This is a genomic window from Neobacillus drentensis (assembly GCF_036962765.1).
Lineage (GTDB): Bacteria > Bacillota > Bacilli > Bacillales > Cytobacillaceae > Neobacillus > Neobacillus drentensis_C.
Genome location: NZ_JBALOS010000077.1, coordinates 1 through 15,167, shown reverse-complemented (window position 1 = coordinate 15,167; position 15,167 = coordinate 1). Strand labels below are relative to the sequence as shown.

The 15,167-nt window shown below is 39.9% G+C and carries 15 protein-coding genes and 1 other annotated feature; of the genes, 5 read left to right on the top strand and 10 right to left on the bottom strand.

Annotation, left to right across the window (positions count from 1 at the left end):
- Positions 1 to 83: 83 nt before the first annotated feature.
- Positions 84 to 860, bottom strand: coding sequence for a hypothetical protein (locus tag V7137_RS11340; protein WP_218350712.1), 777 nt, complete (start codon positions 858 to 860; stop codon positions 84 to 86).
- Between the two features lie 397 nt (positions 861 to 1,257).
- On the opposite strand from V7137_RS11340, the gene mgtE reads away from it, so the two are divergent.
- Both mgtE and V7137_RS11330 read left to right on the top strand, forming a co-directional pair.
- The gene (gene mgtE / locus V7137_RS11335; RefSeq protein WP_335698191.1) at positions 1,258 to 2,616 is read left to right on the top strand and encodes a magnesium transporter; all 1,359 of its coding nucleotides are present in this window, start codon (positions 1,258 to 1,260) and stop codon (positions 2,614 to 2,616) included.
- Positions 2,617 to 2,759: 143 nt separating this feature from the next.
- Positions 2,760 to 3,353, top strand: a complete 594-nt coding sequence (locus V7137_RS11330; protein ID WP_256358469.1) for a DedA family protein — start codon at positions 2,760 to 2,762, stop codon at positions 3,351 to 3,353.
- Here the strand turns inward: V7137_RS11330 and V7137_RS11325 are convergent.
- From V7137_RS11325 to argS, 5 genes are all read right to left on the bottom strand, one after another.
- Complete coding sequence (locus V7137_RS11325; protein ID WP_335698190.1) at positions 3,350 to 3,679, bottom strand: hypothetical protein; 330 nt, start codon at positions 3,677 to 3,679, stop codon at positions 3,350 to 3,352. The genes V7137_RS11330 and V7137_RS11325 overlap by 4 nt on opposite strands.
- A 15-nt stretch (positions 3,680 to 3,694) precedes the next feature.
- The gene (locus tag V7137_RS11320; RefSeq protein WP_335698188.1) at positions 3,695 to 5,521 is read right to left on the bottom strand and encodes an APC family permease; all 1,827 of its coding nucleotides are present in this window, start codon (positions 5,519 to 5,521) and stop codon (positions 3,695 to 3,697) included.
- Between the two features lie 230 nt (positions 5,522 to 5,751).
- On the bottom strand, positions 5,752 to 6,933 hold the full coding sequence (locus tag V7137_RS11315; protein WP_335698187.1) for a NupC/NupG family nucleoside CNT transporter: 1,182 nt from the start codon (positions 6,931 to 6,933) through the stop codon (positions 5,752 to 5,754).
- 256 nt (positions 6,934 to 7,189) lie between these two features.
- Positions 7,190 to 7,654 (bottom strand): DinB family protein, encoded by a 465-nt coding sequence (locus V7137_RS11310; protein ID WP_335698186.1) that lies wholly within the window; start codon positions 7,652 to 7,654, stop codon positions 7,190 to 7,192.
- Between the two features lie 64 nt (positions 7,655 to 7,718).
- Entirely contained in the window at positions 7,719 to 9,413 is a 1,695-nt protein-coding gene (gene argS, locus V7137_RS11305; protein ID WP_335698185.1) for an arginine--tRNA ligase, read from the bottom strand.
- Positions 9,414 to 9,463: 50 nt separating this feature from the next.
- Positions 9,464 to 9,680 (bottom strand) — a binding site (T-box leader).
- Between the two features lie 104 nt (positions 9,681 to 9,784).
- On the opposite strand from argS, the gene V7137_RS11300 reads away from it, so the two are divergent.
- The gene (locus V7137_RS11300; protein ID WP_218350719.1) at positions 9,785 to 10,042 is read left to right on the top strand and encodes an alpha/beta-type small acid-soluble spore protein; all 258 of its coding nucleotides are present in this window, start codon (positions 9,785 to 9,787) and stop codon (positions 10,040 to 10,042) included.
- 253 nt (positions 10,043 to 10,295) lie between these two features.
- The gene (locus V7137_RS11295) at positions 10,296 to 10,568 is read left to right on the top strand and encodes a hypothetical protein (RefSeq protein WP_335698184.1); all 273 of its coding nucleotides are present in this window, start codon (positions 10,296 to 10,298) and stop codon (positions 10,566 to 10,568) included.
- Positions 10,569 to 10,652: 84 nt separating this feature from the next.
- Here the strand turns inward: V7137_RS11295 and V7137_RS11290 are convergent, their stop codons facing one another.
- The 4 genes from V7137_RS11290 to V7137_RS11275 all read right to left on the bottom strand — a co-directional run bounded on the left by V7137_RS11290 (position 10,653) and on the right by V7137_RS11275 (position 13,903).
- Positions 10,653 to 11,225 (bottom strand): TetR/AcrR family transcriptional regulator, encoded by a 573-nt coding sequence (locus tag V7137_RS11290; protein ID WP_335698183.1) that lies wholly within the window; start codon positions 11,223 to 11,225, stop codon positions 10,653 to 10,655.
- A 120-nt stretch (positions 11,226 to 11,345) separates the two neighbouring features.
- Positions 11,346 to 12,128 (bottom strand): ABC transporter permease, encoded by a 783-nt coding sequence (locus V7137_RS11285; protein WP_335698182.1) that lies wholly within the window; start codon positions 12,126 to 12,128, stop codon positions 11,346 to 11,348.
- 6 nt (positions 12,129 to 12,134) lie between these two features.
- Positions 12,135 to 12,938, bottom strand: a complete 804-nt coding sequence (locus tag V7137_RS11280) for an ABC transporter permease (protein ID WP_335698181.1) — start codon at positions 12,936 to 12,938, stop codon at positions 12,135 to 12,137.
- Positions 12,935 to 13,903, bottom strand: coding sequence for an ABC transporter ATP-binding protein (locus V7137_RS11275; RefSeq protein ID WP_420490118.1), 969 nt, complete (start codon positions 13,901 to 13,903; stop codon positions 12,935 to 12,937). The genes V7137_RS11280 and V7137_RS11275 overlap by 4 nt, the downstream gene beginning before the upstream one ends.
- Positions 13,904 to 14,101: 198 nt before the next feature.
- On the opposite strand from V7137_RS11275, the gene V7137_RS11270 reads away from it, so the two are divergent.
- On the top strand, positions 14,102 to 15,007 hold the full coding sequence (locus V7137_RS11270) for a nuclease-related domain-containing protein (RefSeq protein ID WP_335698179.1): 906 nt from the start codon (positions 14,102 to 14,104) through the stop codon (positions 15,005 to 15,007).
- Positions 15,008 to 15,167: the final 160 nt, after the last annotated feature.

Below are 15,167 nucleotides of genomic sequence, written 5' to 3'. Positions count from 1 at the left end.
ATGACCAAGTGCCCTTTTTTCGCTATTCCAAATAAACAGTCCCACCCAAAGAGAGTGGGACTTTTGTTTTATCCAATAGAAAATTAGACGACGTTTAACTTCCATTCCTTTGTTTTTTTGTCAAAAATGATTTTGGCATGACATGGTTTCGATGAGATTTGATCATATTCCTCGACCATATCGTCCATATTGGCGAAATCACCAATTACCCAGACAGGAATTTCGATTCGGCTCCGCTGATGATCCGCATCTCGTAAGGAAATACAAATCCCTTCCTTAATGAACGGTGTTAAGGACAGAAGGATTTCTTTATTTACTTGCGGATAGGTCTTTTTCTTTCGAAAGCCAAGAATGGATTTTTCAATTTTAAGATCCCCAAGCTTTCCTGCCACTACTTCGCTAAGGATATGGAAGAAATCCTTGAAGCTTCGGTAATACGTTTTGTTAAACCAGCCATCATCTTGAGCCAAATAAACAAAACGGTTCCCCAGTTTATTATAAAAAGGCAATTTTAGATGGTGTTTTTGATGACCTAAGTACAATAGTTCTGCGATTTCCTGTCCAGTCAGTTCATTCAACACATCTTCCTCAATAAAATCAATCCAACAGAAATTACCGTAACTATAGACATCTTCTTGAGCTAATTTGTTTATTCTTTCATCCGGGCAGTATTCAAGTTGGGTATGCATATTAAAATCAGCATCATCAAAGCGGTGCTTTAGTAAAAGCAAGTGATTTAATGAACCTGAAAAAGCAGCAGCGAATTCAGCAAATTCGATACCGGAAGACAGTACATACTGGTCTGTTTGGTTCAAATGGACATAGATGAGATCCTGTATGTCTTGATGATGCTTTTTCAAAGCAACTCCTCCGATCAACACATTAAATGGTTTAGTCAATACTTCCTTATTTTATCAAATAATAGTCCAAATAGCTTATTTCAATTCTTTTACAAATAATAAGTTTGATTGACACATACTAAATTTATGCCTATTGATTATTATTTGTTAATTTTCCTTTTTCAACTATATTTCTTTGGCAAAGGCTATTTTCGCATAGATTGTTGTTTTTCGTATAAATTCATCAATCTGTATAACTAGATACGTCGGGGCATCTTTTCGTACGAACATTTGCGTAAATTGCCTAGAAACTTAGTAAATGACCCTTAATAGGATACAAAGGAAACAAAGTTTACGAAAAGAGCCTTGGCCAATCAGAATCTATGCATAAGCGAGATAAGGAGCTGGTCCATCAGCCATGATTAAAGATATGAGTCAAGATGAATTAAGTTTATATATCATTAAAACATTAAAGGAAAATAGAAAAACGGAATTTGAGAGTATTCTCGATGAACTCCAGCCCTATGATATCGCCAAGATATATGAGGATCTCCCGGAAAAGCATAAAGGGCGATTTCTACTGTTTTTAAAATTTGACGTTCTTGCAGACTTGATGGAAGAACTCGATAAGGAGGATCAACTTGGCTTATTAAATATTTTAGGAATTGAAAAGTCTAGTAAAGTTCTTGATTTAATGGATAATGATGATCTGGCATTATTGCTGCATGAAGTATCGCCAGAGAAAAAAGATTCCCTTCTTTCTGGAATGAAGGCAGAGGAATCTATTGCCGTCCAAGATATTATGAAATACCCGCCGGAAACAGCCGGAAGAATCATGACGAATCGCTTTGTTTGGATTCGCAGCTATTTTACGGTTAGAGAAGCCGTAGATAAGTTTAAGGTGTTCGCTGAATTTGCCGAATCTATTAACTATCTATATGTTATTGATGAAGACCGGAAGCTAGTCGGGGTGGTTTCTTATCGTGATTTACTATTAGCAGAGCCAGATGAAAAAATAAGTACAATTATGTATGAACGGATCATTTACGTTACGGTATCAACAGACCAAGAGGTTGTCGCGCAAATCGTCGGGCGTTATGATTTTATAGCCATACCGGTAGTTGATGAGGACAATATTCTCGTCGGAATTGTCACCGTCGATGACATCATTGACATTGTAATTAAGGAAGCCAATGAAGATATTGAAAAATTATCGGCGACAGGGAAATCGATCGATTTTGAAACAAAAACTTTAGTTGCAGCAGCAAGAAGGCTCCCCTGGCTGATCTTACTATTATTTATCGGTGTGGTTTCAGGAAGAATAATCAGCAGTTTTGAAGAAACCCTGCAACAGGTCGTGGCGCTTGCCTTTTTTATGCCGATGATTGCCGGAATGACCGGGAATACAGGAACCCAATCGCTGGCAGTCGTAGTAAGAGGGCTGATTTCGTACGATATTGATAAAGGTGTGATTGCGCGTTTAATCGCAAGGGAACTTGGTGTTGGGATTACCATCGGCATTACCTGCTCTATTCTTATTGCAGTGATTGCATATATCTGGCAGGGAAGTCTCATTTTAGGTGCTGTTGTCGGCAGTTCCCTATTTTTCACCCTTATCATCGGAACCCTTGCAGGGACGGTTATTCCTCTTATTTTATTTCGCTTAAAAATTGATCCTGCGGTTGCCTCAGGACCCTTGATCACAACGTTGAATGATATTTTTTCACTGCTTACCTACTTTGGGATTGCCACCATGTTTTTAAAATATCTCATGTAGAAAAAAAGCAGCTCCGTTCCGTTGCATTTTTAATTTTTCCGGAATGTCTCAAAGAAAAGGTCCATAATTATTTCTTAAATAGACAAACTGGTTTAAACTAGAGTAAGGAGAGAAACAATCATTTACTTAAGCGAAGGTGAATTATGTCAGACTTTATCCAATCGATTTTAGAGTTCTTATCACAATTGGGGTATTTCGGGATTGCGTTAGGATTAATGATCGAGATTATCCCAAGTGAAATTGTCTTAGGTTATGGCGGCTATATGATATCGCAAGGTCATCTCAATTTTTTCGGGGCCGTCATTGCAGGGACTGTTGGCGGAACAATCGCTCAATTGTTCTTATATTGGGCCGGCTATTTTGGGGGCAGACCTTTTTTGGAGAAATACGGAAAATATGTCTTGATTAAAAAGAATCATATTGATATAGCTGAACAATGGTTTGAAAAATATGGTGCTGGGGTTATTTTTTCCGCTCGGTTCATTCCCGTTGTTAGGCATGCGATTTCCATTCCAGCTGGTATTGCCAAAATGTCAGCAGCCAAATTTACGCTTTACACCGTGGCGGCTGTTATCCCATGGACAATTCTGTTCCTTTACTTAGGAAAAGTCTTAGGCAGTAACTGGGCGCATATTAAAGAGTATGCACAACCCTACGTAATGCCTGCCATCATTGGAGCTATTGTTCTAGGGGCAATCTATTTTTTAATCAAAAAGACAAAGAAAACCACCGATTAATTTCGGTGGTTTTCTTGTGTTGAAAATTTTCTTTGCGCCCATGTGTCGAGCTTTTTCACATGTTTTTTCCCAATCGTTAAACCATATAAAATCAGTAAAACAATAATTAATGTAAACGAGTCGACTTTATTTGTCGCGATAAAGTTAACAATGCCCATCAATACTTGAGGAATAACCCCTGTTAACACTAAGAGAACCGTGGCTATTTTAAACCAGAAGCTCGATTTCATTCCATATCTGGCATACAGCAAAAAGAAAGTGGACGACCAGGCTAATACTTCTAAACTCACTAAGATGGCCCACTTATTTTCAACCAAAAAATCCAATGTCCGTCCCACCTTTTACTTTTTAAAATGAAATGGCAGTGTTGACACAATAACCTTCTTTTTAAAAATAAGATAGGTACGAATTAATAAACTCGATTGGTTGTGCAAGATATTATGCCAGCTTTTCTTGGTAATAAATTGAGGAATCAATACTGTAACCCGATAATTGTTTTCGCTTGCTTTGTGCTCAACCGTATCAATAAATTTCGATAAAGGAATTAGAACACTTCGATAATGTGATTGTAAGGTAACGAGTCTCACATCCGGCTGCCATTGCTGCCATTTTTCCTCGAAGCGTTTTTCATCCTCACGATCAAACGACACATAAACGGCAAAGATTTGATCCGTTAATGATTTTGCATAATTAATCGAGTTCTCAACAACCTTCGTAATCCCTGCAACCGGTACAATAATCACATTCCCCTCAATCGGAAGGGCAGGATTGTCTGGATGAATCCTTAATTGTTCACCTACTGCTTCATAATGATAATTAATTCGTTTGAAGGCAAACACGATTAACGGTAAAAAGATGAACACAAACCATACTTGGCTAAATTTTGTTAAGAAGAAAATGATTAAAACGGCTAAGGTGATAAGTGCACCGACTAAATTGGCACTGAGTTTTGCGACCCATCCAGCCGGTTTTTCCCGTAACCACTTGATGATCATCCCTGATTGTGACAAGGTGAATGGAATAAAGACACCAACCGCATAAAGCGGAATTAAGTACTCCGTTTTCCCTTGGGAAACAATAATTAATATAATCGAAGCTACACCCAAGGAAACAATCCCATTGGAATACCCCAGTCTGTCTCCCCTAATCGTAAACATCCTTGGCATATACTTATCCTTGGCAAGTGCGTACGCTAATAAAGGAAATGCGGAATATCCAGTATTAGCAGCCAGCACTAAGATAATGGCAGTCGTTCCTTGGACAAAAAAGTAAAGATAATTGCGCCCAAAGGTTTCTTTGGCAATTTGTGAAACGACCGTTTCGTCATGCTTAGGCGAAATACCGTAATAATAGGCTAGGAAAGTAATTCCCGTAAATAATAAGGCTAGCAGCGTTCCCATTAAAATTAATGTCTTGGCAGCATTCTTAGGTGCAGGATCTTTAAAGCTTGGAATTGCATTCGAAATGGCCTCAACCCCGGTTAACGCCGAGCATCCCGACGCAAAGGCGCGAAGCAGTAAGAAAAGCGTAATCCCTTGAACCGGCGTCCCAATTGCTGCATGCTGAACGGTTGGGGAAACATTACCGGTCATAATTTTAAAGAGGCCGACACCAATGAGGATGAACAGAGCTATTACAAACAAATAAACCGGATAGGCTAGGATAGACGCTGATTCCGTTAACCCGCGCAGATTAAGAATGGTGATAAAGATAACTAGGACACAGGCAATCCCAACGGTATGCGCGTGCAGTATTGGAAAAGCTGATGTAATTGCATCAGTACCAGCGGTAACACTTACGGCCACCGTTAATATGTAATCGACTAAAAGAGATCCCCCTGCGATTAATCCCGCTTTCTCGCCGATATTTTCTTTTGAAACAATATAAGCCCCACCGCCATGTGGGTAGGAATAGATAATTTGTCGGTAGGATAAGATTAGGGCGGCTAATAGAAATAATACTCCCACTGCAATCGGAACGGAGTACCAGTAGGCAATGACACTAACTGTGGCTAACACAATTAGAATTTGTTCCGTCCCATATGCCACAGATGATAAGGCATCGGAAGATAAAATCGCTAAAGCCTTTAGGATATTTAATTTTTGTTCGCCTAGTGCCGTTGATTTTAACGGCCGGCCGATTAAGAATCTCTTAAAAGAAGAGAGCACTTGTTTCACCCACCAAATTTGAAGTAGAATTACCGATTGATTTTAACACAATACCCTTGGTTATATGAAGTGTTTTCTTTTTGAAACTACCAATTTTTTCATGTTACAGGCAATTAATAGCAGTTGTACTACTTAGTCTTATCCTAAATGGCACGATTAATGAAGAAAATTATCCGCAAAAGGCCGAAAAAAACTGCCTGGCATGTTTCTAGCCAAGCAGTCTATTGTTCTTAAAGCATCAAACCAGTAATGGCCGCTGTTAATAAACTCACAAGTGAAGCGCCAAACAGCAGTTTAAGCCCAAACTTGGCCACCTGGTTCCCTTTCTTTTCGTTCAGTCCTTTGACCGCTCCGGTAATAATCCCGATCGAGGAAAAGTTGGCAAAGGAAACAAGGAATACCGAAACGATCCCAATCGTTCTTGTTGAAAGCGTATCAGTGATTTTTGCTAAATCCATCATCGCTACAAATTCATTGGATAATAATTTTGTCGCCATAATGGTACCGGCCTTAACCACATCCGACGCCGGCACACCGACAATAAAGGCAAACGGCGCAAACACATACCCTAGAGCCACTTGGAAGCTGATACCGAATATCGCTGCAAATACATGATTGATTAGACTAATCAGGGCCACAAACCCAATCAACATCGCCCCAACGATGATCGCTACTTTGAATCCATCTAAAATATACTCTCCAAGCATTTCAAAAAAGGTTTGTTTTTCTTCTTCTTGAATATCAATAATATCTTCTTTCTCTGTAACCTCATAAGGATTAATGATATTCGCAATGATAAAACCGCCAAATAGGTTTAATACAAGGGCAGTAACCACATATTTTGGCTCAATCATTGTCATGTAGGCCCCTAAGATTGAGGCTGAGACTGTGGACATCGCAGAGGTACACAATGTATAAAGTCGATGTTCAGGTAAATAGGCAAGCTGTTTTTTCACCGAAATAAAAACTTCCGATTGACCAAAGACAGCTGATGCTACTGCATTATAGGACTCTAATTTACCGAGACCATTGATTTTACTTAACAGCAAACCGAGGAAGCGGATGATGATTGGAAGGACTTTAATATGCTGCGCAATCCCAATGAGCACAGAAATGAACACAATTGGCATCAAAACGTTTAGGAAAAACGGTCCTTCCCCTTTGTTAGCGATTCCACCAAACACAAAGTTAATCCCGTCAGCACTATACTTCAAAATATACTCAAACAAACTTGATATGCCTTTAATCAATATAAGGCCTACTTCTGTATTTAATAGTAAAAATGCTAAGACCAGCTGCAAAACAAGCATGGTGATAATGGGCTTGATTTTAATTCCCTTTTTATTAGAGCTGGCAATAAACGCTAGTAAAAAAATAACGACCACTGCTACTAGAAATAATATGTATTTCAAAATAATTCTCTCCCTTATCTAGGTGTCCATTTTGGAGTGTAAGAAGTTGAAAATAGCAATACGACAAAAATCGACATTCTTTAAACACGTTGTCGATTATAAAAGCGCTATCATTTTGTGTCAATTCATATAGACAAAGTAATACTATTCAGTTTTCCCCTACTTTTCTAATAACTATTAAAAATGATGGACGGTGTTCCAAAAAAAAACACGGAGGTCTTATTTAGACTCCGTGCTTTCATGTATGACGCTATAACTATTTTACGGCCGCTTCAATGACACGCTTCATTACCTGCATCTGTCCCAAATGAATACTCTCATGGAAAATCGCAAAATTTGCTAACTCACCAAAGGTCTCCTGACCAAGGAATGGCGTTTTCAGCCTCTCGATAAAACACTCCGCTGGTATTTCTTTTATTTGTGTCAATTGTTCTTGCAACTGCACGATTAATTCCTGCATAGGAGGAATATCTCCTTCCCAGGCAGCAGGACTCGTACCTGTGGCAAACAACGCCATGTAGTGGGCTGGCAGCTGGGTTGATTTTTTCGGAAAGCCAAACATCACTTGCTCGGCAACAGTGAGAACATGGCCCGCATGCCAATGAATGTTATTATTAAATCCTTCAGGCTGAACGCCGGCAATCCCCTCTTCTAGATCAGCCACAAAGTTAACAAATCTTCCCCTTGCAAGCTCAAAATGCTTGATTAATAATTCACTCATCTCTCTTTTCCTCCCTTTCGATTGCATATCTATAGTTTAATGGATTGGCACCCTTCATGGAAACCTACATTTCGATAGGGGCTTCCAATCCTACTAAACGTAACCCTTCTTTTAAAACTTCTGTTACCGCGTAGACGAGAGCTAATCGTGCCTGCTGTTCCGCACAGTCCTCGAGGATTTTCACCTCTGCGTAATATTTGTTGAACGCCTGTGCCAGGTCAATAATATATTTTGCCACTTGGGACGGGTCGAAGTTGAGACAGGCTCTCTTAATCGCAGGCGAGAATTCCATTAGGAGACTTGTTATCCTCCATTCTTTCTCCCATGAGTTGGTGTAGGTTGCAGCTGCCGACTCAATCTTACCAGCAGCTTTTCGTAAAATCGAACATGCCCGTGCATATGTGTATTGAACATAGGGACCGGTTTCCCCTTCGAAGCGAAGCATCTCTTCTAACGAAAATTCAATATCATTCATTCGATTGTTCTTTAAGTCATGGAAAATAACCGCCCCAACGCCAACTTGTTTGGCTACTTCATCTTTGTTTGAAAGAGTAGGATTTTTCTCTTCAATATTATGTCGGGCCATCGCAATAGATTCATTTAAAACTTCCTCTAATAAAACAACCTTTCCTTTTCTCGTTGACATTTTCTTGCCGTCTTTTAGCATCATCCCAAAGGGAATATGGTGCATTTGGTTCGACCAATCACAGCCCATCTTTGCTAACACTGCAATCAACTGTTTAAAATGCAGACTTTGTTCATGGCCAACCACATACAAAGATTGAACAAATTGGTATTCCTCCTGGCGATACAGAGCGGCAGCTAAATCACGGGTCGCATAAAGGGTGGCTCCGTCAGACTTCTTAATGAGGCACGGCGGCAGTTGTTCTTCCGTTAGTTCAACCACCTGCGCCTGATCCGATTCCACAAGTAAGTGCTGTTCCTCAAGAAGTTGAACAACTCGATCCATTTTGTCATTATAAAAGGCCTCGCCAGCATAGGAATCAAATTGAACGTTCATTAATTCATATATTCTTGAAAACTCTTTTAATGACTCATCACGAAACCATTTCCAAAGTTCTAATGCTTGTTCGTCCCCATCTTCCAGCTTCTTAAACCAACTGCGTCCTTGATCTTCAAGGGCTGGATCCTTTTCCGCTTCTTCATGAAATTTTATATAAAGGGATAATAACTCCTTAATCGGGTTTTGTTTAACCTTTTCAGCATCTCCCCAAAGTTGATAGGCCGTGATCAACTTCCCAAACTGCGTCCCCCAGTCACCGAGGTGGTTGATTTTAATCGGCTTATAGCCACATTTCTCCACAATTAGTGCGAGGGAGTTGCCGATGACCGTCGAACGCAAATGCCCCATCGAGAAAGGTTTCGCAATATTTGGGGATGACATGTCAATCGTAACTGCACCACCGTTTCCAAACGAGAGCGCACCGTAATTACCTTTTTGTGCGATGATCGCTCCCACGACTTGTTCAGAAGCTGTCTTTTTGTTTAAAAAGACATTTAGATACGCACCCACCACCGTTACTTTTTCAAATAGTGGAGAAGCAATCTGTTTACTTAATTCCTCCGCAATCACATTGGGTGATTTTCTTTTCAGCTTTGCTAACGTAAAGCAAGGGAAAGCTAAATCGCCATGTTCCTGTTGCTTAGGTTTTTCGATCATCAGTTCCAGGTCTGTCAGTGATACCTCTTCGTCAAGCAGATCATGTAAAAGAGCCGCCAGCTCTTGTTTAAAATTCATCTTCTTCGACCTCCTATTTTTTTAAAACGCAAAAAACTCCCGTCTCTACTAAAAGAGACGAGAGTTATAATCCCGCGGTACCACTCTAATTGTTCAAATAATGAACCAGCTTTCCTTTGTAACGGAGGACCCCTCCGGCATACCCTACTGTTTGTTTCAGGCACGCATCTCAAAAGTGCGCTTCATTATCTAGTCTGTTTCAGGCTCTCACCACCCCTGAATCGCTGCACCATCTTAGATAACTACTCTCTTTATCATTGATTTTTTCCGAATTTATTACCAGTTATTATACTGGATTAAAATGGTTTTTTCCAGTGACTTCTGATTATTTTTTACAATCAGGTAATCCTACTACTAAAGGAGGGACTTTAATGGCGAGAAGAAGAAATAAAATCCTTGTCCCAGAGGCGCGAAATGGCTTGGATGCGTTGAAGGCAAAAGTAGCAAATACCGGGAACCCAGAAGATGCGAAATTTGAAGCAGCCGAAGAAGTCGGGGTTCCATTGAAAAAAGGGTATAATGGCCAACTCACCTCAGAGCAGGCAGGGAAAGTAGGCGGCCGACTCGGAGGCAGCATGGTTCGGGAACTAGTGAAAATGGCACAAGAAAACCTAGCGAAAAAAAAGTAAGGACTGGGGCCTAATTTTTTTAGGTCTCCTTATTATTTTTGGCTGGTTAAAGGTTATTGTTGATATTTTACCAATATTGATTGGACGCGGATACAGCAAGACTCCTGCGCGATAAGCATGTCATGGGCAAGAACGCCTAAATAAGTGAATTTTAAAAAAAGCAATATTTTTGATTAGCAAAGTATATTTTTTAAAAAAAGTTTGACAATTTTGTGACAATTGATAGAATATTCTTACAGAGGAGTTGATGATGATGCAGGAAAAGCACTTAAAGAGTATTTTTACATTTAAGAGAACAGCTATCTTCGGAGGCAGTATAGGTATCATTTTTATTTTGTTAGGTCAATTTGCAAACGGTTACAATACCACTTATTTCTTAACTGCACTAGGATTTGGAATACTCGCCGGTTCCGTAGTCAATTACCTTTTTGGAACATTCTTAAGTTTAATGGAAGAATTCACTAGCAATCGTAAAAAGGGTGCAGCTATTGCCACTGCTTCAAAAAATTATTATCTTCTAAAATAGAAAAAGCGGATGGACCCCTTTTCGGGTATGTCCGCAGTCAGATATAAATACTAAAAGACTTGTACAGATGCGTACAAGTCTTTTTTATGTGGACAAACCCTTTACTAAAAACACTTTCATGATTTCCGCAATTTGTTCGGAACTCATCGGTTGATGATGCTTCTCCCAGTCTGATATTAAGGCAATATACATTTTTAAAAGCAGAAAGCTGGTAATTTCAGTATCGGCCGCTGGGATTGCCCCTTTGGCGATGGCGGCATCCATTTTCTGTCTTAAATAAGCAATAATTTCATCCTCGACGTGCTGCAGCATTTCCGAAACCGCTAAGGTCCCCATTTCCGTTTCCTCTTGGACCAGTTTAATCATCAGATGGTGCTGGGAACGAAACTCTAATAACCGATAAAGAGCCCGATGCACGTTTTCGGTAAAAGGTAACCCTGGTTGGATGACAGAGTCTGCTTCCGCAATCATTTCCTTCACCAAGGTTGAAATAATCTCTTCGAATAATTCTTCCTTATTTTTAAAAAAGGTGTAAATCGTCCCTTTGCCAACATTGGCCAGTTTTGCGACTTGATCCATCGTTGTTGCTTTATAGCCAAATAATGAAAAAGACTTGGTTGCTGCCTCTACTATCATTTTTCTCCGATCGGTTGCCATGTCGACCTCCACTGACCATTTTAGTTTTTTGGTCAATCTTTTTTTTTTTAATATACCATATGTAACATTCCAGTTCAATTTCACCAATAACAAAATGCAGATGCAAAGCCGGGCTCCTGATTAGGAACCCGTGGAGCGATAATGCTTTACCCCATATTGCCAAACTAGAAGACAAGGAAGAATAAACAAACTGCCCGCAATGGGGGTGAGCATGTAATAGAACTCGTTCCCACTGTTCTTCCCTATAATAAACAATAGTGGCAGATAATTTACTGTTCCAAAAGGAATCACGAAGGTAAAAAAACGAGTCACCCATTTTTGATAAATATTTAATGGGTATTGCGCCATTTCCCTTCCGCCATCAGTAAATATGTTGACCACCTCAAGACCTTCAATCGTCCAAAAACACAAGGTGGCGGCGAGGATGTAGATGCCTGTAAAAATAAACACCCCGCTAACAATCATCAGCACCAAAGTGACAGCTTTTATCATCGACCATTCGATGTTGAGATTGGCCAGGGCCCAGAACAAAACAACTGCACTTTGAAGGAGCCGGCCAAATCTCGTAAACTCGAACTTCGATCCGAGAACTTGGATAAACGTACTGCGGGGACGGACCAGTAATCGGTCAAATTCGCCAGTCCGAACTAAACTGGAAAAGGCATCAAAACCACGGGCAAAGCATTCACTCAGCGCGAAGGCCATGTGAATAATCCCAAAACAAAGCGCCACTTCAAAGAAATTCCATCCTCTAATTTGCCCAAACTGTTCGAACAAAAAGTAAAGACCCGCAAAGACCGTAAATGGAATAAAAAATTGCCCCAGCGATAATAACCAAAATGATGTCCGGTATTGCATTTGTGATTTAAAGTGAATCCATAAATATTTAACGTAGATTCCCATCGTCGATTAACCCCCTTGGACGACAACTTTCTTTAACACGTTGTTTAGTGCCGTTCTCCCCAGCCAAATCAGACCGAACAAATAAAAAAACTGAATGATGATCCCGATAATGGCATCCTGCGCCGGGATATGTCCTGAGTACACCCTGAACGGAAAATCTGCCGTCCATCGAAAGGGCAGGACATTCGCGATTTTTTGAAGCCACTCTGGCATGAGTGGTACAGGAATGATTAACCCGGCAAAAAATTCACCGAGGACACTAAACACCAACAGAGATCCCATTGGAGACAAGGTCACAAACACAGAAATATACAAAAACATCGAAATGGCCACGAGCAGCAGCAATCCTAGTATTAAAGAGCTTAAGAATAATACAAAGGCTGAGAAACTAGGCGGCATGGTCATGTTATATGGTTTTGGTAAAAAGAATGAAATGATTAAAATGGGGAAACAGCGCAAAAAGGCACTGGATAGCCGCTGCGCTAGCAGCTTAGCATACCAGAAACCATAAAGCTCACATGGCCGGCATAGTTCGTAAGCAATATTTCCGCTTGTAATCAGATCAAAAAGCTCCTGATCACGAAACCACATTGTTATAAAAACAAGAAAGGCCTGTTGCAGCCAGATGTAGGTGGTTATTTCTTTTAAAGAAATGGCCGGGCTATTGGTGGCATGTTCGTAAAAAGCTTTAAATACCATTAGCGCGATAAAACCCCAGAAGAATTGAGTGGCCACCCCCGCCAAAGCCGCAGTCCGGTATTGCATTCCCATGTTCAGCCTCATCTTCAAAACAGATAGATACACCCTCATATTTGGTACTCCTTATAGAGTTGGAGGATGATTTCCTCGATTGGCTGCGATTCAATCGTGACATCTATCAACTCCAGCTGATTAGACAATTGAGTAATAATCTCGGATGTGTTCGCCTGTTCGGTATCAATGCAGAGAACTACCCGTTCAGGTGACTGCGAAAGCACGGTTGCATGCGGAATCCGGATTGGACTTGCATATTTGCGGAAATCAGCTGTAATTGTTTTCTGAGCACCAAATTGTTTTCTTAATTCCTCTAACTGGCCGTCATACAATAAGCTCCCTTTTCCGATTAAGATGACCCTGTCGGCCAATGCTTCGATATCATTCATATCGTGGGTGGTGAGGATCACCGTGACTCCCTTCTCTTTGTTAATCGTTTTGATGAACTGGCGGACCGCTATTTTCGAGGCTGCATCGAGACCAATGGTTGGTTCGTCTAAAAATAATATTTTGGGATTATGTAGGAGTGAGGCCGCTATTTCGCAGCGCATCCGCTGCCCTAAACTTAATTGGCGGACGGGTGTATGGATCATGTTTTGCAGTTCGAGTGTTTCAATGAGTAGATCGAGCGTAGTTTGATATTCTTGCTGCGGTACCTTGTAAATGTCTTTTAACAGTTCAAACGAATCTAATACCGGGACATCCCACCATAACTGCGAGCGCTGGCCGAAGACAACTCCAATATTTTGTACATACTGAACCCGGTCCTTCCATGGTGTGAAGCCCATGATGGAGCAATTCCCAGTTTCAGGCACCAGGATCCCGCTCATGATTTTTATCGTGGTTGATTTCCCCGCCCCATTCGGGCCGATGTAGCCGACAATTTCTCCTGGATTAATAGAAAAAGAGATATCCTTAAGCGCATCAACAATTGTATGTTCTCGATAAAAAAGAGCCTTTGCCGCCTGGCGAAAGCCTGTCTGGCGCTTGGCCACCTTGAATGATTTACTTATATTTTGCACATGAATCAACCGCTTTCCCCTCCTAATTCATCTTGAGTCACAGAGGAAAATAATAACATCTGGAATAAATTTGTGTCAAGAATTTTCTAAATAATGAAGTTTTTTAAACGTTAACAAAATATACATTTTTATCCTCTAAACATCACCTTAATTTTTATAAAATGAACTTGTGCAAGACACGGAGAAAGGAAGTGGCGTATGCTGTTTAAATCACGTATTAAATCAGATGAATTAAAAATTCTATCTTACTTAAACACACGAATGAATTTACCTGAAAATGATAAGCAGTACTTTTTAAAACTAAAAAAGGGGTTTGAAGGGGAATTGATGTTTGACTTGTTAACCGAAAAACTTCATTGTCATTGTTTGATACTAAACGATTTGTTACTCAAGGTTAACAATACGACGTTCCAAATCGATACCCTAATCATCAAAGATACGCTTCATCTTTTTGAGGTAAAAAATTATAAAGGCGATTATTATTTTGAAGATGACAAATTTTATCCAAAGAAGTCTGAAAATGATATTCTCAATCCACTCGACCAAATAAAGCGAGGTGAATCCTTACTCCAAAAATTACTACATCAACATGGTTTCAATTTCTTCATTAACGCAAAGGTAATTTTTATCAACCCCGAATTTACCCTTTATCAAGCACCTAAAGACAAACCTATTATTTATCCGACACAAATTAATAGTTTCATGAAAAATTTTGACAACACCTCCTTGAAATTAAATAACAAGCACAGAAAGCTAGCAGAACTATTAGTTTCACTGCATATTTCCAAGTCTTCTTATACTCAGATACCCACTTATCATTATAGCCAGTGTAAAAAGGGAATTACTTGTTCAACCTGCGATTCTTTTTTGATTACAGTCGAGGGAAGAAACTGTAGGTGCTTGGAATGCGGACAAGTTGAATTGGTTGAATCAGCTGTTTTGAGGATTGTAGAGGAAATAAAGGTTCTTTTTCCAGGTATGAAAATTACAACTAATTTGGTTAATGAATGGTGTAGTGTGGTTGGTTCTAAAAAGAGAATCAGCAGGATTCTAGAGAAGAACTTTAAAATTGTCGGGGTTCATCAGTGGGCCTTTTACGAATGAAAGAAGAATTTATTTTAGTTTTATTGGTAGCTTTGTCAGGTCTTCTCCTAAATAACTTATAATAGGAACTTTTGATCCTTAAATACCCTATGAAGGACATTTTGCCCGTTCACTTGAGGAATGTGTCCTTCACCTAACTTATGAAAGACATTCTTCTTAC